At 66.4% G+C, this 23,427-nt stretch carries 22 protein-coding genes; 17 read left to right on the top strand and 5 right to left on the bottom strand.

Annotation, left to right across the window (positions count from 1 at the left end):
* Window positions 1–22 precede the first annotated feature (22 nt).
* A complete protein-coding gene (locus FS388_RS02660) occupies window positions 23–739 on the bottom strand; it encodes a helix-turn-helix domain-containing protein (RefSeq protein ID WP_146339429.1) in 717 nt (238 codons plus the stop codon).
* Between the two features lie 237 nt (window positions 740–976).
* On the opposite strand from FS388_RS02660, the gene cynS reads away from it, so the two are divergent.
* Genes cynS through FS388_RS02635 form a run of 5 tightly spaced genes read left to right on the top strand, consistent with a single transcriptional unit; the run spans window position 977 to window position 4,894 of the window.
* A complete protein-coding gene (gene cynS / locus FS388_RS02655; protein ID WP_146339427.1) occupies window positions 977–1,429 on the top strand; it encodes a cyanase in 453 nt (150 codons plus the stop codon).
* Window positions 1,430–1,431: 2 nt separating this feature from the next.
* Window positions 1,432–2,706 carry an ABC transporter substrate-binding protein gene (locus FS388_RS02650; RefSeq protein WP_246836335.1) on the top strand — a complete coding sequence of 425 codons (1,275 nt, stop codon included), beginning with the start codon at window positions 1,432–1,434 and terminating at the stop codon, window positions 2,704–2,706.
* On the top strand, window positions 2,703–3,572 hold the full coding sequence (locus FS388_RS02645) for an ABC transporter permease (protein ID WP_146339423.1): 870 nt from the start codon (window positions 2,703–2,705) through the stop codon (window positions 3,570–3,572). Before FS388_RS02650 ends, FS388_RS02645 begins: the two co-directional genes overlap by 4 nt.
* A 20-nt stretch (window positions 3,573–3,592) precedes the next feature.
* The gene (locus FS388_RS02640; protein ID WP_210410224.1) at window positions 3,593–4,405 is read left to right on the top strand and encodes an ABC transporter ATP-binding protein; all 813 of its coding nucleotides are present in this window, start codon (window positions 3,593–3,595) and stop codon (window positions 4,403–4,405) included.
* A gap of 12 nt (window positions 4,406–4,417) precedes the next feature.
* Complete coding sequence (locus FS388_RS02635) at window positions 4,418–4,894, top strand: nuclear transport factor 2 family protein (RefSeq protein ID WP_146339421.1); 477 nt, start codon at window positions 4,418–4,420, stop codon at window positions 4,892–4,894.
* Between the two features lie 230 nt (window positions 4,895–5,124).
* Here the strand turns inward: FS388_RS02635 and FS388_RS02625 are convergent, their stop codons facing one another.
* The gene (locus FS388_RS02625) at window positions 5,125–6,582 is read right to left on the bottom strand and encodes a glycosyltransferase (RefSeq protein WP_246836273.1); all 1,458 of its coding nucleotides are present in this window, start codon (window positions 6,580–6,582) and stop codon (window positions 5,125–5,127) included.
* Window positions 6,583–6,621: 39 nt separating this feature from the next.
* The gene (locus FS388_RS02620) at window positions 6,622–8,652 is read right to left on the bottom strand and encodes a bifunctional diguanylate cyclase/phosphodiesterase (RefSeq protein ID WP_168198570.1); all 2,031 of its coding nucleotides are present in this window, start codon (window positions 8,650–8,652) and stop codon (window positions 6,622–6,624) included.
* A 373-nt stretch (window positions 8,653–9,025) separates the two neighbouring features.
* Here FS388_RS02620 and FS388_RS02615 point away from each other — a divergent pair, with 373 nt between their 5' ends.
* Window positions 9,026–9,709, top strand: a complete 684-nt coding sequence (locus FS388_RS02615; protein WP_146339417.1) for a DUF6318 family protein — start codon at window positions 9,026–9,028, stop codon at window positions 9,707–9,709.
* Between the two features lie 469 nt (window positions 9,710–10,178).
* The gene (locus tag FS388_RS02610) at window positions 10,179–10,814 is read left to right on the top strand and encodes a hypothetical protein (RefSeq protein WP_146339415.1); all 636 of its coding nucleotides are present in this window, start codon (window positions 10,179–10,181) and stop codon (window positions 10,812–10,814) included.
* Window positions 10,815–10,817: 3 nt separating this feature from the next.
* On the opposite strand, the gene FS388_RS02605 is transcribed toward FS388_RS02610, so the two are convergent.
* Together FS388_RS02605 and moaA are read right to left on the bottom strand one after the other, a co-directional pair.
* Entirely contained in the window at window positions 10,818–11,144 is a 327-nt protein-coding gene (locus FS388_RS02605; protein ID WP_210410223.1) for a MoaD/ThiS family protein, read from the bottom strand.
* A gap of 36 nt (window positions 11,145–11,180) precedes the next feature.
* The gene (moaA, locus tag FS388_RS02600; RefSeq protein WP_371708561.1) at window positions 11,181–12,278 is read right to left on the bottom strand and encodes a GTP 3',8-cyclase MoaA; all 1,098 of its coding nucleotides are present in this window, start codon (window positions 12,276–12,278) and stop codon (window positions 11,181–11,183) included.
* Between moaA and glp the strand changes: the two genes are divergently transcribed.
* From glp to araA, 10 genes are all read left to right on the top strand, one after another.
* The gene (glp, locus tag FS388_RS02595) at window positions 12,277–13,674 is read left to right on the top strand and encodes a gephyrin-like molybdotransferase Glp (RefSeq protein ID WP_168198569.1); all 1,398 of its coding nucleotides are present in this window, start codon (window positions 12,277–12,279) and stop codon (window positions 13,672–13,674) included. The two genes, moaA and glp, sit on opposite strands and share 2 nt — an antisense overlap.
* An 86-nt stretch (window positions 13,675–13,760) precedes the next feature.
* The gene (moaC, locus tag FS388_RS02590; RefSeq protein WP_146341835.1) at window positions 13,761–14,198 is read left to right on the top strand and encodes a cyclic pyranopterin monophosphate synthase MoaC; all 438 of its coding nucleotides are present in this window, start codon (window positions 13,761–13,763) and stop codon (window positions 14,196–14,198) included.
* Window position 14,199: 1 nt separating this feature from the next.
* Entirely contained in the window at window positions 14,200–14,766 is a 567-nt protein-coding gene (locus FS388_RS02585; protein ID WP_146339410.1) for a molybdenum cofactor biosynthesis protein B, read from the top strand.
* Window positions 14,759–15,244 (top strand): molybdenum cofactor biosynthesis protein MoaE, encoded by a 486-nt coding sequence (locus FS388_RS02580; RefSeq protein WP_146339408.1) that lies wholly within the window; start codon window positions 14,759–14,761, stop codon window positions 15,242–15,244. The genes FS388_RS02585 and FS388_RS02580 overlap by 8 nt, the downstream gene beginning before the upstream one ends.
* A gap of 215 nt (window positions 15,245–15,459) precedes the next feature.
* Entirely contained in the window at window positions 15,460–16,608 is a 1,149-nt protein-coding gene (gene chvE, locus FS388_RS02575; protein ID WP_146339406.1) for a multiple monosaccharide ABC transporter substrate-binding protein, read from the top strand.
* Between the two features lie 37 nt (window positions 16,609–16,645).
* On the top strand, window positions 16,646–18,211 hold the full coding sequence (gene mmsA, locus FS388_RS02570; RefSeq protein WP_146339404.1) for a multiple monosaccharide ABC transporter ATP-binding protein: 1,566 nt from the start codon (window positions 16,646–16,648) through the stop codon (window positions 18,209–18,211).
* 2 nt (window positions 18,212–18,213) lie between these two features.
* On the top strand, window positions 18,214–19,425 hold the full coding sequence (gene mmsB / locus FS388_RS02565) for a multiple monosaccharide ABC transporter permease (RefSeq protein WP_146339402.1): 1,212 nt from the start codon (window positions 18,214–18,216) through the stop codon (window positions 19,423–19,425).
* The gene (gene araB / locus FS388_RS02560; RefSeq protein WP_146339400.1) at window positions 19,422–21,131 is read left to right on the top strand and encodes a ribulokinase; all 1,710 of its coding nucleotides are present in this window, start codon (window positions 19,422–19,424) and stop codon (window positions 21,129–21,131) included. The genes mmsB and araB overlap by 4 nt, the downstream gene beginning before the upstream one ends.
* Window positions 21,128–21,859 carry an L-ribulose-5-phosphate 4-epimerase gene (locus FS388_RS02555; protein WP_146339398.1) on the top strand — a complete coding sequence of 244 codons (732 nt, stop codon included), beginning with the start codon at window positions 21,128–21,130 and terminating at the stop codon, window positions 21,857–21,859. The genes araB and FS388_RS02555 overlap by 4 nt, the downstream gene beginning before the upstream one ends.
* On the top strand, window positions 21,856–23,376 hold the full coding sequence (araA, locus tag FS388_RS02550) for an L-arabinose isomerase (RefSeq protein WP_146339396.1): 1,521 nt from the start codon (window positions 21,856–21,858) through the stop codon (window positions 23,374–23,376). Before FS388_RS02555 ends, araA begins: the two co-directional genes overlap by 4 nt.
* Window positions 23,377–23,427 lie beyond the last annotated feature (51 nt).

The following is a 23,427-nucleotide window of genomic DNA, read 5'->3' as shown; positions in this document are numbered from 1 at the left end:
ACTCCGGGCGGACGTGGCGCCCTCAGCCCGTCAGTGAGGAGCCGGACCGCTTGGCACCCGCAGGTGCGGAGCCGAACGCCCGTCGGTAGGCGCGGCTGAACGTCGCCGGGTCGCTGAACCCGCAGGCGAAGGCCGCATCCGTCACCCCGGCGCCGTCCTGAAGCAGCGCCCGCCCCTTCTGCAGCCGGGCCATGCGGATCTCCCGGGCGGGGGAGGTCTGGTGCTCACGGAAGGCGGCCTGCAGGGTGCGCAGCGAGACCCCAGCCTGGCGGGCCAGGCGCTCGGGGGTCAGCAGCGGGTCGGAGCAGGCCTGGCGCACGTACTCCACAAGATCGTCGAAGGCGACGGACGCCGACCCCGGGCATCGTGGGGCGCCTTCCGGGTCCGGCGTGAAGGTCAGCAGCCGGTGGTCCGAGTCGCGCAGCTGCGTGATCCTCCACCGCACGTGCACCATCCGGCCGCGCCGGTCCACGAAATCCTCAGAGTGGCTGCGGTGCACCGTGCCGGAGGTGGTGATGATGGGGCACTGATGGATCGGATACGGGGAGCCGTCAGGGCGCCGCGAATGCAGCGCCTCGTGGCTGCACCGGCCGATGAGCTGACCCTCACTGCTGTATCCCAGCACCGAGGCGGCCGCCTCATTGACCAGAGTGACTGCACCGTCCGGGCCGATCACCCACATGGGAGTGGGGGAGGCGTCGATGACGGGTCGGAGGAGTCCGGCGGTACCGGGGCTCATGGTGGTCCTGCTCCTTTGTCGGATGAGGAGGGTCCTATGGCATCCTCCGCTGATCCTAGGCGATGCATGTTTCACACGGCCTACACCAATGTTTCAATAATGTTTCTGCGCAAAATGACGGATAACTCTGCGCAGAATGCCTTGGGGTTCTGCGGTAATTCTCCATAGATTCGAGGGAGTCGTCGGCCCGGATGCACTCGGGCTGAGGAATTCTCACCCTTCAAGGAGGCAGTCGCTGTGAAACCATTTGTGAGCAAGCAGGAAGCCGCCCAGCAGGTGCGTGTGGCCCGGCACCGCGCAGGGATGAGCTGGGCGCAGATCGCCGAGCAGCTCGGCGTCGACAAGGAGTGGAGCACCGCCGCCCTGCTCGGCAGCCACCCCATGACCGCAGAGCAGTCACACGTCGTCCAAGAGCTCCTCGACCTCGACGACTCCACCGCAGAAGCCCTCCAGATGCAGCCCTACCGGGCGGCGCTGACGGAGGACGTCGTCTCCGACCCCACCGTCTACCGGTTCCATGAGGCGCTCATGGTCTACGGCCCGGCCATCAAGGAGCTCATCCATGAGGAGTTCGGCGACGGCATCATGTCCGCCATCAACTTCCAGATGAGCGTCCGTCGGCGCGAGCACCCCGGCGGCGACCGCGTCGTCGTCACCTTCGACGGCAAATTCCTCGACTACCAGTGGTGACCATGAACCGCCCCCACGTGCACTCGCCGGCGCAGAGCAGACGCCCCGGCAGGCTCACCCGCCGCAGCCTGCTCGGCCTGGGCGGAGGCGCGCTCGGCGCCGGGCTGCTCTCCGGGTGCAACCCCACCGGCGGCACCCCCGAGACCAACCCGCTGGGCATCGACTTCGCCGCCGCCATGGAGCCGGCCGGAGAGCTCGAGCAGCGCAATGTCACCGTCGGATTCGTGCCGATCACCTGCTCCTCGCCGATCATCAACGCCGCAGCCATGGGCATCTTCGAGCAGTACGGCCTCAACGTCACCCTGCAGCGCTACACCGGCTGGGGCGAGCTGTGGATCGCATTCGTCGCCGGGGAGCTCGACGCCACCCAGATGCTGATCCCCATGCCGCTGGGCATCCACCACAACTTCGCCGCCGGCCACCGCGCCACCCGCCTGCCCTACATCACCAACACCAACGGACAGGCGATCACACTGGGCCTGCAGCACGAAGGGCGGGTCAACGGCCCCGAAGACTTCGACGGGCTCACCCTCGCGGTCCCGTTCGACTACTCGGGCCACAATCTGCTGCTGCGCGACTACCTCGCCCTCGGCGGACTCGACCCGGACTACGACGTCGGAATCCAGGTGATGCGCCCCTCGGACATGGTCGCCGCGCTCAACGTCGGAGACATCGACGGCTTCCTCGCCCCGGACCCCTTCAACCAGCGGGCGGTGGCCATCGGCGCCGGCTACCTCTACACCCTGTCCAAGGAGCTGTGGGACGGGCACCCCTGCTGCAGCTTCGCCGTCGCCGACGAATTCGCCGCCGCAAACCCCAACACGTACGCGACCCTGCTGCGCGCCATCGGCGACTCAGCCATGTGGACCGACCAGCCCGACCACCGGTCCCTGGCCGCCGAAACCATGGCCGGGCGGGCGTTCCTCAGCCAGGACCCGGCCGTGCTGGACGCGGTGCTCAGCGGAAACTACGAGGACGGCACCGGCCAGGAGCACACGGTGGAGGACCGCATCGGGTTCCAGCCCTACCCCCACGAGAGCTACGCCATCTGGGCGCTCACTCAGCTGCAGCGGTGGGATCTCGCCCCCACCGAGGGCTACGACTCAGCGGAGGACTACCAGAGGGCCGTCCGCGACGTGCTGGACCCGGACACCGCCGTGCCCATTCTGGAGGAGCTCGGCGCTGACACCTCTCCACGGGAGACAGAAACCATCATCGGCCGCACATTCGACCCGGCAGACCCCCTGCCCTGGACCCACAAACAGGTGAACGTATGAGCACCCAAGCACCAGAGACCACCGCCGCCGCCCCATCCTCCGCCGAGCAGGGCGCCCCAGAGGCCCTGCAGCGCCGCGCCAGAGCCCAACGAGCGCGGGATCGGGTCCGCACCACGGGCCTGTTCCTCGCGTTCTTCTTCGCGTTCATCGCCGTGTGGCACCTGGGCACCGCCGGGCTCGACGACGGCGGCCTGGCGCCCACCCCGGCGGCCACATGGGACCGGCTCCTGGAGATGCTCGGGGACGCGTTCCTGCTGGACGGGCCCAACAACGTCGGCATCTTCTACCACCTGCTCGCCTCCATCCAACGGGTGCTTCTGGGCTTCGGCATCGCCGCGCTCGTCGCCATACCGCTGGGGCTGCTGCTGGGCACCTCGCAGGTGTTCAACGACGGCCTGGACCCCTTCATCCAGGTGCTGAAGCCGGTCTCCCCGCTGGCGTGGCTGCCCCTGGGACTGGCGCTGCTCCGGGACTCCCAGATGACGGCGATCTTCGTGATCTTCATGGCCGCCCTGTGGCCCATCCTCATCGCCACCATCGACGGAGTCCGACGCGTCAACCCGCTCTACCTGGACCTGGCCAAGAGCCTCGAAGCTGACACCAGGACCAGCACCTTCAAGGTGCTGCTGCCCGCCACGCTGCCCGGCATCGTCACCGGGCTGCGCACCGCCCTGTCCACCGCCTGGCTGGTGATCGTCGCCGCCGAGATGATCGTCGGCGGACGCGGCATGGGCCACTTCGTATGGAACGAATGGAACGCCCTGAACACCCCCAGCATCGTGGTGGCCATCGTGATCATCGGCGGGGTGGGATTCATCCTGGACCGCTCGATCGCGCAGCTGCAGCGACTGGTCCCCAAGGGCTGAGACGCTAAGGAGACACTGAGATGACAGCACAGACCATGCCGCAGGAGACGACGACCGCACCCCCGGTGGTGAAGATCGACGGGATCACCAAGGGCTTCCCGAACCGCAAGACGGGATTCCAGAGGATCGTCGCGGAGACGAACGTGGACATCCAGGAGGGTGAGTTCATCACCATCATTGGGCCCTCCGGCTGCGGGAAGTCGACGATTCTGAAGATGCTCGCCGGACTGGAGTCCGTGGACGAGGGCGCCATCCTCCTGGAGGGGGAGCCGATCACCGCCCCGAGCCGCCAGCTGGGCATCGTGTTCCAGCAGCACGTGCTGCTGCCGTGGATGTCCGCCCGGCAGAACGTCGTCTTCGCCCTGGAGACCGAGCCCGGCAGCACCAGCAGCAAAGAGGAGCTCCGGGACCGGGCTGACAAGTATCTGGACCTGGTGAACCTCAGCCACGCCGCTGATCAGCGCCCCTCCCAACTCTCCGGGGGCATGCAGCAGCGGGTCGGGATCGCCCGGGCCTTCGCCCTGGAGCCGAAGGTGATGCTGCTGGATGAGCCGTTGGGGGCTCTGGATGCGCTGACACGCCACGAGCTGCAGCTGCAGCTGCTTCGGCTGTGCGAGCAGCAGAAGAGGACGTTCATCATGGTCACCCACGATGTGGACGAGGCCCTGCTGCTCTCCGACCGGATCCTGGTGATGGGCTCAGGGCCCAATGCGGAGATCATCCACGACATCACCGTCCCCTTCGGCAGGCCCCGCGACGCGGAGACCGTGGAGCAGGACGCCAAGTATCACGAGCTGCGCAGCTTCCTGCTGGGCTCACTGACGAGTCATTGAGAGGCTGGGCTGATGAGTGCTGAGCAGAGCCGTCCGCCGCTGCCCCCGTTCGACGGCGAGACGGCTGCGCAGAAGGTGCGCGCGGCGGAGGACGCGTGGAACACCCGGGACCCGCACAAGGTCTCGCTGGCGTACACCGAGGACAGCAGCTGGCGTAACAGGGACCTGTTCATCACCGGCCGCGCGGCCATCGTCGACTTCCTCATCGTGAAGTGGGGCCACGAGCTGGAGTATCGCCTCATCAAAGAGCTGTGGGCCCACGAGGGGAACCGGCTGGCCGTGCGGTTCGCCTATGAGTGGCAGGACGCTGCGGGGGACTGGTTCCGCTCCCACGGCAACGAGAACTGGGAGTTCGCGGAGAACGGGCTCATGCGGGTTCGGATGGCGTCCATCAATGATCAGGCGATCGGCGAGGACGACCGGCTGTTCCGGTGGCCGCAGGGTCCACGGCCTGCTGATCACCCCGGGCTGAGCGAACTGGGTCTCTGAAGCTCGCCGGAGCTGACCCGTCCGGGTGGATGCTGCGTGTTTCGGAGCGCCGGAGTCGGCTTCCGTGCCAATCGCTGAGGTAGATCTTGGGCAGGATCTTCGTCACAGCCAGGGCGACGTACATGACCGTATTGATGGCCACGAAGCCTGCCAAGGTTTGGAACCATGCCGACTGCAGCAGCGCCGGAGAAAAGAGGACGCCCAGCTGCGTGCCGTGAGTGAGAGTGAGGCTAAGCACCAGCTGTCACCGCCGACTCGTCCGTGCGCCTGCGAGAGAGGCTCTGCGTCTCTGCCGTGGTGTTCCCCCAGGCCGCGTTCTTGCCCAGGGTGATGTCGATGACGCCTTTGACGTACACAAGGTTCAGGAACATGTCGAAGAGCAGCTCGGGGAAGAGTGTGGCCGCCAGCAGCCGCGCCCGCCAGCCGCCCCGCCACACGCTGACGACCCGTTCGACGACGAACAGCAGACCGATGCCGAGCCAGAAGGGGAACCAGATCCAGCGGTCGACGGAGAGGACCGTGATGAAGATCAGGAGGAAGAACGTGCCCAGGGCGATGACGCTGTAGCCGATGCCCAGCTGCTGCGCCCAATACCGGAACGTCTGACGGTTGATGCCGTAGGCCCCGATGTTCTCCAGGGCGCCGCGCTGCCAGCGCAGACGCTGCCTCCAGAGAAGGCGCAGGTTCGGCATCAGTTCGGTGACCACGCTGCACTCGGCCGGCGAGATCATCAGGCCGCCCAGGGACTTGATCGCGATGGTGAGCTCGTTGTCCTCGGTCAGGGCAGCGGTGTCGTACACGTCTCCGTGTCGTCCCGGAAGTGAGTTTCCGCGCTGGTCTGCGATCGTGCGCAGCGCCTTGGGCCGGAACAGTGAGGCAGTGCCCGTCAGGACGAACACGCGTCCCCGGCGGCGTCGGATCTGGCGGCCGTAGCGGGTGTATTCGTTCCGCTGGAACTGCCCGAGCAGGCCGTGACCCTCCTCGCCGTAGAAGAGCCCCCCGACGGCCATCAGCGCCCGGTCGTCGGTGAACTTGTGCACGGCAGCGTCGAGGAACCCGTCGTCGAGCCAGGTGTCGGCGTCCATCACCATCACCACGTCATTCGGTCCCTGCACGGGCAGGATCTCTTTGAGTGCCTGGTTCAGTGCGCCGGCCTTCTTCTCGGTGTTCCCGACAGTCTCGAAGACCTCGACCCCTGCTTCGCGGGCGACCTCAGCGGTGCGATCAGTGCAGTTGTCGGCCACGACGACCACCCGCGCGGGCAGATGAGACTGCGAGGCCAATGATGAGAGCGTGTGCGGAAGCGGCGTCTCCTCGTTGTGCGCGGGGATCAGCACCGTCACGGTCACGGGGCCGTGAAAGACCCCGCGCGTCTCGGCCATGACAATTTTGGGCGCCAGGGGAGTGGTGACTTCATCCGAGGACCGACGGGAGCGGTTGGTGGCTCGTCGGTCGAACAGAGATACGGCGGAAGCCACCATCAGCACCAGAACCACTGACGTGAGCACGAACCCCAGCTGCGGTGCTTGAGGGTTATAGAGCACAGAAAGCTCACCGCCGATGAGAGCCTCGCGCGGCTCAGCCGCAGTCCAGGCCTGAGCTTCTGCGAGGACGAACCATAGGAACAGGGCCATCGCCGCGGTCGTGCTGACGATGAGCACACCCGTCATCCGGTGAAGTCGTGTCACAGTGTCTGCCCTCTCAGCATGAAACGTCGTCTGCGGGACTCAGCCCGCGCAGTTCGTCTCGAGCCACTTCGGGCCCTCGCTGGGGTCCATCGGCTTCGACCATAGGAACCCCTGGGCCATGTCGCAGCCGAGGCGCTGCAGCTCCTCGAGCTGCGGCTTCGTCTCAACTCCCTCGCCGACCACTTCGATTCCCAGGGCGTGTGCGAGATCGATCACGGCTCCCACGATCAGGCCCGGACGCGGGTCGTGGTTGCCGAGCCCCTGGACGAAGGACTTGTCCAGCTTCAGAGTCTGCACCGGCAGCCGATGCAGGTAGTGCAATGAGGAGTGACCGGATCCGAAATCGTCGATGCCGAAGCAGACCCCCAGCTCAGCCGCCTCGTTCATGTGCTCTATGGCCAGATCAACGTCGGAGATCTCTTCGACCTCGGTGATCTCAAAGTGAAGCTGATGAGGCTCGATGCCGGTGACGGCCAGCAGTTCCTGGGTGTGTGTGATGAAGCTGCGGTCGTTCAAATGGCGGGTCGAGAGGTTCACTGCAACGGTGGGACTGCGCAGAGTGGGGTGGTTCGACTCCCAGTCCCGCAGCTGGCGCACGGCGCGCTCGAGAACCCATTTATCAATATCAACGATCAGGCCGCTGTCATGAGCGACGGGCAGAAACTCGGCAGGTGAGAGGAGTCCCCTCTCGGGGTGCTCCCAGCGAACAAGGGCTTCGAACCCGGCCGGCCTGTCCGTCTTCAGATTGATGATCGGCTGGAACCGCAGGCAGAGTTCGTCACGCCGCAGAGCGCCTCGCAGCTGCGATTCCGTCGCCATGCGCTGTGACGCTTTCTGCTGCATCGAATCGTGGAAGATGGCTGCCTCGCGGCGTCCGGAGTCCTTCACCTCGTACATTGCGGTATCCGACTTCCGAAGCAGGGACTCTGCTGTGTCGCCCGGCTCGGAGAATGCGATGCCCACGCTGACCTTCGAAAAGATCTCTTCGCCGTCGATCAGGAAGGGCTCGTCCACGGCTGAGGCAATGCGGGTGACGAGCCGCTGGGCGGCCTCGTCGTCCATGTCTTCGCAAACGATCACGAACTCGTCCCCTCCGAAACGAGCCAGCACATCGCTCTGCCGCGTCAGATCTCCCAAGCGTCGCGACAGCTCCACGAGCATGGCGTCACCCACAGTGTGTCCGCGAGCGTCGTTGATGATCTTGAACTGATCGAGGTCGATGAAGATGACCACTACCTGCTCGCCTGCACGCTTGGCACGCGCCAGGAAACCGTCGAGGTGCTCACCGAGGAGCCGTCGATTGGCGAGCCCGGTCAGGGGGTCGTGCATGGCCAGGTGCTCGAGATCCTGCTCAGCCTTCTTGCGCCCGGTGACATCCTGCAGGTGCACGTAGAAGGAGTCAGGCTCACCATCAGAATCACGCAAGAGGACGACGACCTGCTCTACATAGAGGATTTCGCCGTTAGGGCGGAGGTAACGGCGTTCATTGCAGAGGTGGACGTTACCATCACGCACGGCCTGCTCGAACAGCGTCGACTCGTCAGCAGTCGGAGGATGTATGAAGTCCGTGAGTCGGTGACCCAAGAGCTCACTCGGGGGACGGCCCAGCAGCGCCATCGCGGCAGGGTTCACGCGTGTGAGGCGAGCGTCAGTATCGGTCAGGACGATCCCGATGGGTGAGTGATCGATGCCCAGGGCAAACAGCCGTTCGGCTTCTTCCTGCTGGGCCTGAGCCTTGCGCAGGGGAGTGATGTCGCGGACGGAGGCTACCGTGTACGTCCGACTGTCGAACTCCAGCTTCGATGTGGACACCTCGCTGGGGAACTCTCGCCCGTCTTTGCGGCAGCCCAGGAGTTCGGAGCCTGACGTGGTTCGCGAAAACCGTCCGCGCTGAGCGGTGAGTGCTTCAGCGATCGTTGCTGTGCTCGCGCCGCCTGCCACCAGCTGCCCGGCGTGCATTCCGACGAGTTCCTCGTTGGAGTACCCAAAAAGCTCCGTGGCCTTACTGTTGGCCTCCGCTATGACTCCGCCGCCGTCGACCACCAGGACCGCATCCGGGTAAAGGTTCAAGCAACTCTTGCAGCTGAGAAGGCACGCGTCGTCTCCGCACATGAGCTGACCCATTCTTTTAATAGTTATCGTTAGTTACTCATAATTAGAACACGCGCGGGTCGCCTGAACCATTCTTCCTTGTGACGTATCTCTCATAGTGAGACCTTGGCGGACGTCCGCAGGGACTTGAAGCCGCAGACAGTTGAGGTTTCAGGGGCCGGGGTTTAGGTGCCTTGTCCACAGATCCGAGTGAGGGGGTGGCATGCGTGCGGCGCCCGGGCTAGTCTCTTGCGGGCGACCGGGACGGAGGGGGCTCTGCTTCCGGGCGCACGAACGGATTCTCTGAACGGAACGGATTTCTTCTGTGCTTCCACGCACCCTCAGCACGCCTGTGCTCACTGCAAGTACCTCTGCGCTCGTCCTGCTGCTCGTCTCCGCGTGCGCGGACGATCAGCAGGCCAGCGAAGCGGATCCTTCTGCGGACCCGGATACCGGTTCCTCGCCGGACGCCGACCCAGATTCCGACTCAGGCGCGGACAGCGCTGAAGAGGAAGAAGAGGACGAGGAGAGCGCCGAGCCGATCCCCGCTTCCGCGGACGGCCCCGCCCAGAACTGGCCCGAACCCGAGCTCCCCGACGAGATTTACGAGGAGACAGAAGAAGGCGCCGAAGCCCTGCTCCATTACTGGTGGGAGGTGCTGAATCATGCCCGCATCACGGGGGACACCGACCTCTTGGAACAGTTCTCCACGGAGGGATGTGTTCAGGGCGCTCACGAGTTGGACCTCACGCGCGATCTCTTTGACGTTGAGAGGGGTTGGTGGGGGGGGGAGTCGGCCGAGGTGCGTCGGCCATTCACTCGACTTGAGGAAGACGGATTCGCTCTATCCGTTTTCGAGCTCTACGAAACAGCCTTTGATGTTTACCTCGCCGGTGAACATGAGGTTTCAGTGGATGATGCGCTTACGGGTATCACGTGGATAGCTCACCATGCTTATTTGGACGGGTCATGGATAGTCGACGAACTGTACGTGCTTAACCCTGAACAGGTCGAGGACTGGGAGAATGCCGAATGAGGTGGTTTAAAGCACCCTCAACTCTGGCAGTCGTCTGTTGTGTCGTGCTCTTTCACCTGCCACCCCTTGCCGCAGCTTCAGCCAACCCAGAAGAGGAAGGGCCACTGTCAGGTCAGCAATATTCGGGGCATTTAAGCGAACGACACCTTGAAGTTCGTGGGTTAATAGAGTCGAGGCGTCAAGAAGTTTTCGATAATCCGAGATCTGATCGCGTTGTAAGAGCGCCGGGTAGGTCGGGTTCCAGCCGAAGTGGTTCCTCTGAGACCCGCACAGCCCCAGTGGATCCTCGTTCAATCCACGCATCTTCCAACCCGTGCATTACGTCAGAGACCGAAGCCGATTTCGACTGCGTTCGCGTGGTCAACGACACCTGTAGTGACACCGTTGAAGCGCCGGAACCTCTCCAGGCTGCTGGCGGCTCCACCATGGCCGGGGGATCTTCGCGTGCAGCACCCCGGACGCAGAACCGGTGGCCGCAGCAGAGCTTGAAGCCCCAGAGGCCGTCGATCCTGCGGTGCTCATCCACTCCGAAGTCATCGAGGAGTTCGCGCGCCTGAGCATCGACGTGGGCGACGTCCGCCACGACGCCGACGGGCTCGGATTCGGCTACCGGAAACACCCTCTCAACGTCTATGTCGACGGTGACATCGAAACCATCATCCGGCAGATGTTCGGCGCAGACGTCACCATCCGCGCCATCCCCACACAATTCAGCTTCGACTACGGAGACGGCACACCACCCAGAACCCTGCCCACGCCAGGCATGGACCGGATCGACTACGCCCAACGCACCGGGCAGCCCACAGACCAATACATCGAAACCCCCACCAGCCACACCTACCAAGAAACAGGCGTGTACGACGTCAACGTCACCACCACCTACACCGGCGAATACCAGATCAACAACGGACCCTGGACACCCATCCCAGGGACCATCACCGCACAAGCAGAACCCAGCCAATCCGACATCTGGCGCACTCGATCCGCCGCCGTCTCAGGCGACTGCGAACACGACACCCAATGGGGATGCGGCGAAGCATTCAACGGCAACCCGCCCCACATCTTCACCACCAACGGATGGTGCGAAGAAACAGGACGCTGCTAACCCTCAGCCCCCCGCAAACGGCGGCAGAACATCCAACACATCACCATCATTGATGACACCAGACTCACGCCCCGTACGCGTGCCATTCACCAAAAAGCTCGACCGAGCACACACCCGCTCCAACGACGGCGCACCCTCGTCCGCAGCAGAAGCAGGAACCAGACCCGGAAGCTCATCCACAAAAAGACCCAAAGGCATCGCCGTCCGCGGCAGAGGAACACTCAGCTCCTCAGCGCCCGCAGCATCCGCCGCCCCCGCAAAGAACCGCACCCGCACCGACAAACCACGAGCCAGCACAGTATCCGTATGAGCAAAAGACTCCGTCGCCATCACCAACTCCTCACCGCAGCACCACACAGCACAGCATCAGCCGCCGATCGCACTCATCGAACGCTCCGGCCTCGAAAAGCCCTCCCGCTCAAAACCAGGACGCGACGAACCATGCGCCGCAGGCTTCGCCCACATCGCATCCGCCCACCGATGAGCAACATCCGCATCACCCATCCGCTCATCACGCAGAAGATGCAGCAAGTCATACTCCTCAGCCGAGAACAAACAACTCATCACACGGCCCTCAGCCGTCACCCGAGTGCGCGTGCACGCCGAACAGAACGGCTCAGACACACTCGCAATCACGCCCACACGGCCCAACAGCTCACCAGAGCGCTGATCGAACACATCAAAACGCTCCGCCGGAGCGCCCGCACGATCCTCATCCGTCGGAGCAAGATCGAAACGCTCACCCAGCAGCTCACGCGTCTCCGCAGCAGAGACCGTGCCCTCACGCTTCCAATTCTGATCAGCATCCAACGGCATGTGCTCAATGAAGCGCAGCTCAAAATCATTCTCCAAGCACCACGCCAACAGGTCACCCGCCTCCGCGTCATTGATGCCCCGCATCAGCACCGCATTGACCTTCAGCGGCGTCAGCCCCGCCTCCGCAGCAGCCTCAACGCCCACCAGCACCTTCTCCAACTGATCACGCCGCGTCAGCTGCGCAAACGTCTCCCGGTGAATCGAATCCAACGAAATATTCACCCGCGTCAGCCCAGCATCCGCCAACGCCTGAGCCTTCCGCTCCAAACCGATCGCATTCGTCGTCATCGCAATCGGCAGATCAGGATGCTCACTGCGGATCGCAGCAATCACATCCACCAGATCATGGCGCACCAGCGGCTCACCGCCCGTCAGCCGCAGCTCACGCACCCCAAAAGTGTCCACCGCAATACGAACAAGCCGGACCACCTCGTCCAGGCTCATCAGCTGCTCCTTCTTCAGCCACGGCAGCCCGTTCTCCGGCATGCAGTACGTGCAGCGCAGATTGCACTTATCGATCAGAGAAATACGAAGGTCCGTGGCACGGCGGCCGAACTGATCCACCAGCCCCGCATCCAACGCGTGCGGAGAGGCAGGCGGCGGCTCAGCCCCCGGCGCCTTCGGCATGATGGATACGCTTGTCTTCATGACCAGCAATTCTACGGACCCAGGCTCTGCAGAACAGGGACACCAGCTGGACATCGCCCCGGGTGAACACCGGAACCCCGCCGGTCACCCCCCAGCCACAGCGCGCCGAGCCAGCATCGACGAGCACATCGGACGCCTCACCGCCGTCCTCAGGCCAGCCCTCAGCACCCGCGCCGCAGAGAACCTGCCCATCACCAGCCCCGGCCTCGTCGGCCGCAGCGCCGCCCAACAGATCCTCGCCCCCACCGACCTCCCCGGGTTCGACAACTCCCAAATGGACGGGTTCGCCATCTGGGCCGACGACGCCCACACAGCAGACTTCGACCTGCCCCTGGCCGGCGTCACCGCCGCCGGCAGCCCACCCCAGCACCACCCCCGCGGCACCGCGCTCGCCGTGATGACCGGGGCCCCCATGCCCCACGACGCCCCCGGATACGGCCCCGCCTCCCACCTGATCATCCCCGTGGAGAAAACAGCAGACGGCTTCGCCGACCTGACCGCCGGCCGCACCATCCGCTTCCGCGCAATCAGCCAGAAAGACATCGACCCCGGCGCCTACGTCCGCCGCGCAGGCTCAGACCTCGCCGCCGGTGAGCAGCTCGCCGCCCCCGGAGACCAGCTCACCCCCGCCCTGCTCGGCGCGCTCGCCGGCTCCGGGGTCGCCCAAGTGCCCGTGCGCGAACGCACCCGCACCCTGCTGATCACCACCGGCGACGAGATCCGCCCACCCGGAGACCCCCTGAAGCCCGGGGAGCTCTACGACGCCAACGGGGCCCTGCTCACCGCAGTGCTCGAAGGATTCGGCCACCAGGTCCACCCAGCCCAGCTCGCCACCGACCAGCCCGCCGCGTTCGCAGCCCAGCTCGACGGGCTGATCAGCGAGCACCAGCCCCACCTCATCGTCACCGTCGGCGGCGTCAGCGCCGGCGCCTTCGAAGTGGTCCGCCACGTGCTGGGCCCGCGCGGAGTCAGCTTCGGCTCCGTCGCCCAGCAGCCCGGCGGACCCCAAGGCTGGGGCACCATCACCACCGGTGCGCACCAGAGCGGAATCATCTGCCTGCCCGGCAACCCCGTCTCCGCCGCCGTCAGCATGGAGACCCTCGTACGCCCCGCCCTGGCCGCCATCAGCGCCGAAGTCCCGCCCCCGCGACGCCTCCGCGCGCAGCTCAGCGAAGCCATGAGCTCCCCGCACGGCGTCACCCAATACCGCCGGGTCACCCTGCGCCCCGGCGAAGGCACCAGCATCGAGGCCGTGCCCATGGGAGGTCCCAGCTCCCACCTGCTGGCCCACCTCGCCCGCGCAGACGCCCTGCTGGAGCTCACCGCCGACGACGCCGATGTGCCCGCAGGAGCAACCCGCAGCGCCCTGCTGCTCCCAGGCCGCACCGCACCCTGACCTGGGCGGGCCGTAGACGACGGCGCTAGGCTGGCCGTGTGACCGAACCTCAGCTCTCCCACGTCCGCGAGGACGGCAGCGCCCACATGGTCGACGTATCCGCGAAGGCCGTCACCTCCCGCACCGCCCGCGCACAGGCCGTGGTCGAGACCACCGCAGAGGTCACATCCCTGCTGGCCGAAGGCGGCCTTCCCAAAGGAGACGCGCTCGCCACCGCCCGGATCGCCGGCATCATGGCCGCCAAGCGGACCTCCGAGCTGATACCGCTGTGCCACCCCCTGCCCATCACCAAGGTGACCGTCGACCTCACAGTGGGGGAGCCCTCGCCCCACACGGTGACCATCACGTCCCTGGTGAAGACCGCCGGGCAGACCGGCGTGGAGATGGAGGCGCTCACCGCAGCCTCGGTGGCCGCCCTGACCCTGTACGACATGATCAAAGCCGTGGACAAGGGGGCAACCATCACCGAGCAGAAGGTGCTGGCCAAGTCCGGCGGCAAATCCGGCGATTGGGAGAGAGCCTGACATGCTTTACGACAACGAAGAGACATCCATGCGCGTGATCGCACCCGTGATCGTCTCCACCCGGGCCGGCAGCGGCGAGCGCAAGGACGAATCGGCGCCCATCATCGCCGAGTTCGCCGAGCAGATCGGCTTCGCCTGCCGCCCCCCGGTGATCATCCCCGATGGGGAAGGGGTGCTGGCAGCGCTGTCCGAGCTGCTGGTGCACACTGAGCCCCAGGTCATCATCACCTCCGGCGGCACCGGGCTGACCCCCGATGACCTCACACCGGAGTACACGGTGCCGCTGCTCGACAAAGAGATCCCCGGCATCATGGAAGCCGTGCGGGCCCACGGCCGGGCCAAGAACCCCCTGGCCGCCCTCTCCCGCGGAATCGCGGGGGTGACGGGCCGGACCGTCATCATCAACCTGCCCGGCTCGCCGAAGGCGGTCCGCGAAGGCATGGAGGTCCTGGCGCCGCTGCTGCCGCACCTCTGCGACCAGATCGCCGACATTCGCGCCCACGAGGACTGGGGCACCAAGACGCCCACCTCCGAGGTGCCCGACGGCAAGGCCGCCTCCGATGAGTGAGTCCCCGGAGCGCCTGAGCAGGGAGGGGCTTCAGCCGGACCAGCCGCACGAGCCTGCCGAGCATCGGCTGGTCCGCACCTCCGTCACGCACGAGGCGCTGAGCCCCGCTGAGGCGGAGGCCGTAGCGCTGAACGAGAAGGCAGGCGCCGTCGTGGTGTTCTCCGGGGTGGTGCGTGATCACGACCAGGGCCACTCGGTGCGGCAGCTGACCTACTCCTCCCACCCCACCGCCGAGGAGAGGCTCACCGAGGTGGCCGCCGGCGTCGCCGAGCGCTTCCCGACCGTGCGCATCTGGGTGTGCCACCGGGTCGGTCCGCTCACGGTGGGCGATCACGCCCTGGTGGCCGCCGTCGCCTCCGCGCACCGGCAGGAGGCCTTCGCCGCCTGTGCGGAGCTGGTGGAGACCATCAAGGCGGAGGTGCCCATCTGGAAGAAGCAGGAGTTCGAGTCCGGCAGCTCGGAGTGGGTCGGCCTCTAGGCCTGAGGGCCTCCACCACCCTCAGTGAAGACCCAGTCCCACTGAGAGAGACCGTTCACGGTCACTAAACACCCACTTGCGGCGTGATGGACTTGCGAATCTGTTTGTGAACGTTAACATCGAAGCGGCTCCTAGTTGTGACTCAGGTCACTAAATCCGGGGGGAGCCGTACGTGAGGCTCGTGAAGAGGCGGGCCCTGACGATGGAGCAGGATTATGCGCACCGCATCGAAGATGATGTTCACCGTAGCGGCAGTCTCGGCACTGGCGCTCACCGCATGTGAGGGAGAGGGAGCAGGAGCCGACGAGGTCGACTCCGACGCCGCGCCCGAGGATCTCACCGTCGGCGTGGCAATGCCCACCCAGACCTACGAGCGCTGGCTCAACGACGGTGCCGCCGTCGAAGACGGCCTCGAGGAGATGGGGTACAACGTCGAGCTGCAGTACGCCGACGACGACATTCCCACCCAGTCCCAGCAGATTGACCAGATGATCACCTCCGGAGTCGACGTGCTCATCGTCGCCTCCATCGACGGCTCCGCTCTGACCAGCCAGCTCGACGCAGCTGAGGCCGAGGGCATCCCCGTCATCGCCTATGACCGTCTGCTGACCAACAGCGAGAACGTCGACTTCTACGTCACCTTCGACAACTACGAGGTCGGCGTGAACCAGGCCAACAGCCTCCTCTACGGGCTCGGCGTGCTGGACGAGAGCTTCGAGCCGGCTGACGACGCACCGGATGAGACCCTGAACGTCGAACTGTTCGCCGGCTCCCTGGACGACAACAACGCCCACCTGTTCTGGCAGGGCGCGATCGACACCCTCGAGCCCTACATGGAGGACGGAACCATCGAGGTTCCCTCCGAGCAGACCGACATCAACCAGGCCGCCACCCAGCGGTGGGAGCAGGAGACCGCGCAGCAGCGCATGGAGAACCTCCTGACCACCCACTACAACGACGGCACCGAGCTGCACGGCGTGCTGGCTCCGGCTGACCCGCTCTCCCGCGGCATCATCACCGCCCTGCGCAACGACGGCTGGGGCGACTCCATCGAAGACGGTCTGCCGATCGTCACCGGCCAGGACGCGGAGATCGCCACCGTGTCCCTGATCGCCGACGGCGTGCAGCACTCCACCATCTTCAAGGACACCCGCATGCTCGCCGACCAGGCCGTCGAGGCAGCCAACGACTACCTCAGCGGCGAAGAGCCGGAGCCCAACGACACCGAGACCTACGACAACGGCGAGATCGTCGTCCCCTCCTACCTCCTCGAGGTGGAGATGGTGCTCGAGGAGAACTACGAGGAGATCCTCGTGGACTCCGGCTACTACACCGAGGAGCAGGTCGAAGACGGCCAGCTCTGAGACTCCGGCCCGCCAGGACAGCGTAAGGACGCACACCATGACTGATCACATTCTGCAGATGCGCAGCATCACCAAGCGCTTCGGCGGTGTGACGGCCCTGTCCGAGGTCTCCCTGCAGGTGGCACGTGGAGAGATCCACGCCATCTGCGGGGAGAACGGGGCGGGCAAGTCCACCCTGATGAAGGTGCTCTCCGGGGTCTACCCGACGGGCTCATACGAGGGCGAGATCGAATACGACGGCAGCACCGTCAGCTTCGGGTCCATCAACGACTCCGAGGCCAAGGGCATCGTCATCATCCACCAGGAGCTGGCGCTGATTCCGCACCTGTCGGTGGCCGAGAACATCTTCCTGGGCAACGAGCGCTCCACGGCCGGCATCATCGACTGGAACGCCGTCAATGCCCAGGCCAGCGACCTGCTCAGCCGAGTGGGTCTGCACGAAAACCCCACCACCCCGGTGGGCTTCCTCGGAGTCGGCAAGCAGCAGCTGGTGGAGATCGCCAAGGCCCTGAGCAAGAACGTGAAGCTGCTCATCCTCGACGAGCCCACCGCAGCGCTCAACGACGACGACTCCGAGCATCTGCTGGGACTGCTGCGAGAGCTTCGCGAAGAGGGCATCACCTGCATCATCATCTCCCACAAGCTGGGCGAGATCGCCTCGGTCGCTGACACCACCACCATCATCCGTGACGGCGCCACCATCGAGACGTTCCGCATGCAGGAGCAGCGCGACAGCGGCGAATCCATCACCGGGCGCATCATCCGCGGGATGGTCGGCCGGGACATGGACGCCATGTACCCGCACCGGGACGTGGAGATCGGCGAGGAGGTCCTGCGGATCGAGGACTGGCACGTCGGCCACCCCACCCAGCCCGGACGGACTGTGGTCGAAGGAGCGTCCCTGAACGTGCGGGCCGGCGAAGTCGTCGGCATCGCCGGTCTGATGGGCGCCGGCCGCACCGAGCTGGCCATGAGCGTCTTCGGCCGCGCCTACGGCCGTGACATCACCGGGCAGGTCTACCTGCACGGCAAGCCGGTCAAGCTGCCCGGGGTCGCCGAGGCCATCAGCGCAGGCATCGCCTACGTCTCCGAGGACCGGAAGCGGTACGGGCTGAACCTCATCCAGGACATCTGCACCAACGTGACGTCGGCCAACCTGAGCAGGCTCTCCAAGGGCGGATGGATCAACGGCAACGCTGAGATCGGAGTCGCTGAGGAGTACCGCGCCTCCATGAAGATCAAAGCACCCTCGGTGATGACCACCGTCGGCAAGCTCTCCGGCGGAAACCAGCAGAAGGTGGTGCTGAGCAAATGGCTCTACACCGAGCCTGACGTGCTGATCCTCGATGAGCCCACGCGCGGCATCGACGTCGGCGCCAAGTTCGAGATCTACACGCTCATCAACGACCTCGCCTCCCAGGGCAAGGCCGTGCTGGTGATCTCCTCCGAGCTGCCCGAGCTGCCCGAGCTCCTGGGCGTGTGCGACCGCATCTACGCACTCTCCGAGGGCCGGATCACCGGCCAGCTGCCCGCGGCGGACGCCACCCAGGAACGACTGATGGAACTGATGACGGCCGAGCCGTCTCATGAGACAAGGACCTGATCATGCTGAAGAACAACAGCGGCGGCGCCGTCACCGCCGGAACATCCAACATCTTTGAGCTGATGACGCGCAACCTGCGCCAGTCGGGCATCTACATCGCCTTCGTGGCGATCGTGGTGCTCTTCACGGTGCTCACCCAGGGCGCGCTGCTCTCACCGGGCAACCTCACCAACCTGGTGCTGCAGTACTCCTACATCCTGATCCTGGCCATCGGCATGGTGATGATCATCGTCGCCGGGCACATCGACCTCTCGGTCGGATCGGTGGTCGCGCTCACCGGCGCGGTCGCCGCCGTGGTGGTCGTCCGTGAGGGCATGCCCTGGTGGGTCGGCATCCTCGCCGCCCTGCTGACCGGTGTGCTGGTCGGAGTGTGGCAGGGCTTCTGGGTCGCCATCGTCGGCATCCCCGCCTTCATCGTCACCCTGGCCGGCATGCTCATCTTCCGCGGCATGACCATGCAGGTCCTCGACAATGTCTCCCTCTCACCCTTCCCCGCCGAGTACCAGATGATCGCCGGCGGCTTCCTCAACGGACTGCTGGGCGGAGCCGGGTACGACGTCTTCACCATGCTCATCGGTGTGCTGGCCGCAGCCGGCTTCGGCGTGCAGCAGTGGCGAGTGCGCCGGCACAAGGTGCGCTACCGTCAGCCGGTGGAGTCCATCTGGCTCTTCGCAGCGAAGGTGCTGCTGGTCTCGGCCGTCATCCTCGCCTTCGCCTGGAGGCTCGCCAACGCCCGCGGCCTGCCCATCGTGCTGATCCTGCTGGCCGCCCTGGTGCTCATCTACGGGTTCGTCACCCAGCGCACCATCTTCGGCCGCCACATCTACGCCATGGGCGGGAACCTGCAGGCAGCCAAGCTCTCCGGCATCAAGACCCGCCGGGTCAACTTCCTGCTCTTCATCAACATGGGCGTGCTCGCAGCCATCGCCGGCATCGTCTACTCCGCACGGTCCAACTCCGCCCAGCCCGGTGCCGGCTACATGTTCGAGCTCGACGCGATCGCCGCAGCCTTCATCGGCGGCGCAGCAGTCACCGGCGGCGTCGGCAAGGTCCAGGGCGCGATCATCGGCGGACTCATCATGGCGGTGATGTCCAACGGCATGCAGATCATGGGCATCGACCAGTCCACCCAGAACGTGGTCCGTGGTGTGGTCCTCGTCCTGGCCGTGGCATTCGACGTCTGGGCCAAGAAGAAGGCGGGGATCGAGCGATGAGCGCGGCAGCCCGCCCTGACGACGTCACCATCGGGATCGACTTCGGCACCCTCTCCGGACGCGCAGTGATCGTCCGGGTGGCAGACGGGGCCGAGCTCGGCAGCGGAGTCCACGAGTACGAGCACGCGGTCATGGACTCCGCGCTCACCGCCGGCGACGGCCAGCAGCTCCCGCCCGATTGGGCGCTGCAGAACCCGGCCGACTATGTGAACGTTCTCAAGAACGCCGTCCCCGCAGCGCTGCGGGACGCGGGCGTGCACCCGCAGCAGGTCATCGGAGTCGGAACCGACTTCACCGCCTGCACCATGGTGCCCACCACCGCAGACGGCACACCGCTGAACGAGCTGCCGCAGTTCGCAGACCGGCCCCACGCCTACACCAAGCTGTGGCGGCACCACGCCGCCCAGCCGCAGGCCGACCGCATCAACCAGGCGGCCCACCGCCGCTCCGAGCCGTGGATCAGCCGGTACGGCGGGTTCATCTCCTCCGAGTGGGAGTTCGCCAAAGGCCTCCAGCTGCTCGAGGAGGACCCCGAGGTCTACTCCGCCATGGAGCACTGGGTCGAGGCCGCCGACTGGATCGTCTGGCAGCTCACCGGCACCTACGTGCGCAACGCGTGCTCCGCCGGATACAAGGGGATCCTCCAGGGCGGCGAGTACCCCTCCCGCGGCTTCCTCACCGAGCTGAACCCCGAATTCGCCGGCTTCGTCGAGGAGAAGCTCGACCACCCGATCGGCCAGCTCGGCGACCGGGCCGGGGTCCTCAGCGCCCAGGCCGCAGCCTGGACGGGCCTGCTCGAAGGCATCGCCGTGGCAGTGGGCAACGTAGACGCCCACGTGACCAGCCCGGCGGCCGACGCCGTCGAGGACGGCCAGATGGTCGCGATCATGGGGACCTCCACCTGCCACGTCATGAACTCCTCCCAGCTGGCCGAAGTTCCGGGCATGTGCGGTGCGGTCGACGGCGGCATCCTCAACGGCGCGTGGGGCTACGAGGCCGGGCAGTCCGGTGTGGGAGACATCTTCGCCTGGTACGTGAAGAACCAGGTGCCTGCCGCCTACGAGGCCGAGGCCCAGCAGCGCGGACTCAGCCTGCACGAGCTGCTCACCGAGAAGGCAGCCGAGCAGCCCCCGGGTGCCCACGGGCTCATCGCCCTGGACTGGCACTCCGGCAACCGGTCGGTGCTGGTGGACCACGAGCTCTCCGGGGCGATCATCGGCCAGACCCTGGCCACCCGCCCCGAAGAGATCTACCGGGCCCTGCTGGAGGCCACCGCCTTCGGCACCCGCACCATCATCGAGGCGTTCAACGCATCCGGGGTGCCCGTGCGGGAGTTCGTCGTCGCCGGCGGGCTGCTGAGGAACCCGGTGCTGATGCAGATCTACGCTGATGTGCTGGGGCTGCCGATCTCCACCATCACCTCCGCGCAGGGACCCGCACTCGGGTCCGCCATCCACGCCGCGGTGGCCGCAGGCGCCTACCCGGACGTCCGGGCAGCCGCCCAGGCCATGGGCGGACGCTCTCGGGAGGCCTACACCCCCCGGCCGCAGGCCCAGCTGGTCTACGACCGGCTCTTCACCGAGTACACCCGGCTGCACGACTACTTCGGCCGCGGCGGCAACGACGCCATGCGCCGGCTCAAGGCCCTGCGCCGGGAGGCGCTCGCGGGTGCCTCCGAAGCCCAGCCGGAGACGGTGCCGGCATGAGCGGCGTCGTTCTGGCCGAGCTGCCCGGGCCGGTGCAGAAGCAGGTGGCCGACGCTCGGGCGACGGTCGCCGCTCTGCACGCGGAGCTGCCCCGCAACGAGCTGGTGGTCTGGACCGCCGGCAACGTCTCCCAGCGGGTGGCCGACGACGGGCAGGGACCGGAGCTGTTCGTCATCAAGCCCTCCGGGGTCTCCTACGATGAGCTCACCCCTGAGCGGATGGTCGTCTGCACCCTCGACGGAGAGAAGATCGACGACGGGACCCCCGGCTCGCTGAGCCCCTCATCGGACACCGCCGCCCACGCCTACACCTACCGGCACATGCCGCAGGTGGGCGGGGTGGTGCACACCCACTCGCCCTACGCCACCGCCTGGGCCGCCCGCTCCGAACCGATCCCGTGCGTGCTCACCATGATCGCCGACGAGTTCGGCGGAGACATCCCCGTCGGGCCCTTCGCGCTCATCGGCGACGACTCCATCGGCCGAGGAATCGTCGAGACCCTGAAGGACTCCCGCTCCCCGGCAGTGCTCATGGCAGGCCACGGTCCCTTCACCATCGGCAAGGACGCCCGCGCCGCCGTGAAGGCCGCCGTGCTCTGCGAAGAGACCGCCCGCACCGTGCACCTGGCCCGCCAGCACGGAGACCCGCCCCGGCTGGCCCAGGAGCACATCGACGCGCTCTACGCCCGCTACCAGAACGTCTACGGACAGAAGGACCCCACAGCATGAACACCCAGCTCAGCGACCCCTACGCGGACAAGTGCGTCTGGTTCCTCACCGGATCCCAGGACCTCTACGGCGAAGAGACCCTCGCCCAGGTCGAAGCCCAGTCCCGCAAGATCGCCGTCCGACTCGACGCCGCCTCCGAGGTGCCCGCAGGCGTGGCATGGAAGCCGATCCTCAAGGACCGGGACTCCATCCGAGCCGCAGCCCTGGCCGCCAACGCCGACCCCGACTGCCTGGGCGTCATCGTCTGGATGCACACCTTCTCCCCGGCGAAGATGTGGATCGCCGGGCTCGACGCCCTGGACAAGCCGGTGCTGCACCTGCACACCCAGGCGGAGGCGGCCCTGCCGTGGGAGTCCATCGACATGGACTTCATGAACCTGAACCAGGCAGCCCACGGCGACCGCGAGTTCGCCTACATGGCCACCCGTATGGGCGTCTCCCGCAAAACCGTGGTGGGCCACGTCTCCGATGAGGACGTGCGCGGCCGCGTGGGCACCTGGGTGCGCGCCGCGGCCGGCTGGCAGGCCCTGCGGGGCATGAAGGTCTGCCGCTTCGGCGACAATATGCGCAATGTGGCCGTCACCGAGGGCGACAAGACCGAAGCAGAGATCCGTCTGGGCGCCTCGGTCAACACCTGGGCGGTCAACGAGCTGGCCGAGGCTGTCGAGCAGACATCCGCTGCCGACGTGGAGCCGCTTCTCAAGGAGTACGAAGAGCTCTACGACGTCGCCCCCGAGCTGCGCGCCGACGGGGACCGCCGAGAGTCCCTGGTCTACGCGGCACGCCAGGAGCACGCGATGCGGCGCTTCCTCGACGACGGAGGCTTCACCGCATTCACCACCAACTTCGAGGACCTCGGCGCGCTGCGTCAGCTCCCCGGCCTAGCCGTGCAGAGGCTGATGGCCGCCGGGTTCGGGTTCGGCGCCGAAGGCGACTGGAAGACGGCCCTGCTGGTCCGGGCCGCGAAGGTGATGGGCCACGGGCTGCCCGGCGGGGCCTCCCTGATGGAGGACTACACCTACGAGATGACCCCGGGCAAGGAGAAGATCCTCGGCGCCCACATGCTCGAGGTCTGCCCCAGCCTCACCACCTCCCGCCCCTCCCTGGAGGTCCACCCGCTGGGCATCGGCGGCCGGGAGGACCCGGTGCGCCTGGTCTTCACCGCGGACCCCGGCCCCGGCATCGTGGTGGCCATGTCTGATCTGCGCGAGAGGTTCCGGCTCACCGCCAACGTGGTGCAGCTGGTGGAGCCCGACGCGCCCCTGCCGAACCTTCCGGTGGCCCGGGCCGTCTGGGAGCCGGCGCCCTCCTTCGCAGCCAGTGCCGAATGCTGGCTCAGTGCAGGCGGCGCCCACCACACGGTCATGTCCACCGCCGTGGGCAGGGAGGCGTTCGAGGATCTCGCCGACATCGCCGACGTGGAGCTGGCGCTCATCGACGAGACCAGCATCCCGCGGCAGTTCGCCCAGCAGCTGCGGTGGAACGCCGCATACCACCGCCTCGCCCAAGGCCTGTAGGACCCCGACGTCCGGGCGGCGCGGGGCATCGTGCCCTCGCCGCCCGGGCTG

Origin of the sequence: Nesterenkonia sp. NBAIMH1, from assembly GCF_007922635.1 — a bacterium.
Classification (GTDB): domain Bacteria; phylum Actinomycetota; class Actinomycetes; order Actinomycetales; family Micrococcaceae; genus Nesterenkonia; species Nesterenkonia pannonica.
The sequence above is the reverse complement of the archived record's forward strand: the minus strand, read 5'-3'. Positions and strand labels throughout refer to the sequence as shown.

Coding starts and splice junctions, on each gene's coding strand:
- moaA (WP_371708561.1), bottom strand. CDS start 12,278: ATGAAGACAAGCGTATCCATCATGCCGAAGGCGCCGGGGGCTGAGCCG.
- araA (WP_146339396.1), top strand. CDS start 21,856: ATGAACACCCAGCTCAGCGACCCCTACGCGGACAAGTGCGTCTGGTTC.
- FS388_RS02645 (WP_146339423.1), top strand. CDS start 2,703: ATGAGCACCCAAGCACCAGAGACCACCGCCGCCGCCCCATCCTCCGCC.
- chvE (WP_146339406.1), top strand. CDS start 15,460: ATGCGCACCGCATCGAAGATGATGTTCACCGTAGCGGCAGTCTCGGCA.
- mmsA (WP_146339404.1), top strand. CDS start 16,646: ATGACTGATCACATTCTGCAGATGCGCAGCATCACCAAGCGCTTCGGC.
- FS388_RS02635 (WP_146339421.1), top strand. CDS start 4,418: ATGAGTGCTGAGCAGAGCCGTCCGCCGCTGCCCCCGTTCGACGGCGAG.
- FS388_RS02660 (WP_146339429.1), bottom strand. CDS start 739: ATGAGCCCCGGTACCGCCGGACTCCTCCGACCCGTCATCGACGCCTCC.
- FS388_RS02555 (WP_146339398.1), top strand. CDS start 21,128: ATGAGCGGCGTCGTTCTGGCCGAGCTGCCCGGGCCGGTGCAGAAGCAG.
- FS388_RS02605 (WP_210410223.1), bottom strand. CDS start 11,144: ATGGCGACGGAGTCTTTTGCTCATACGGATACTGTGCTGGCTCGTGGT.
- moaC (WP_146341835.1), top strand. CDS start 13,761: ATGGTCGACGTATCCGCGAAGGCCGTCACCTCCCGCACCGCCCGCGCA.
- FS388_RS02650 (WP_246836335.1), top strand. CDS start 1,432: ATGAACCGCCCCCACGTGCACTCGCCGGCGCAGAGCAGACGCCCCGGC.
- glp (WP_168198569.1), top strand. CDS start 12,277: ATGACCAGCAATTCTACGGACCCAGGCTCTGCAGAACAGGGACACCAG.
- araB (WP_146339400.1), top strand. CDS start 19,422: ATGAGCGCGGCAGCCCGCCCTGACGACGTCACCATCGGGATCGACTTC.
- FS388_RS02585 (WP_146339410.1), top strand. CDS start 14,200: ATGCTTTACGACAACGAAGAGACATCCATGCGCGTGATCGCACCCGTG.
- FS388_RS02640 (WP_210410224.1), top strand. CDS start 3,593: ATGACAGCACAGACCATGCCGCAGGAGACGACGACCGCACCCCCGGTG.
- FS388_RS02580 (WP_146339408.1), top strand. CDS start 14,759: ATGAGTGAGTCCCCGGAGCGCCTGAGCAGGGAGGGGCTTCAGCCGGAC.
- mmsB (WP_146339402.1), top strand. CDS start 18,214: ATGCTGAAGAACAACAGCGGCGGCGCCGTCACCGCCGGAACATCCAAC.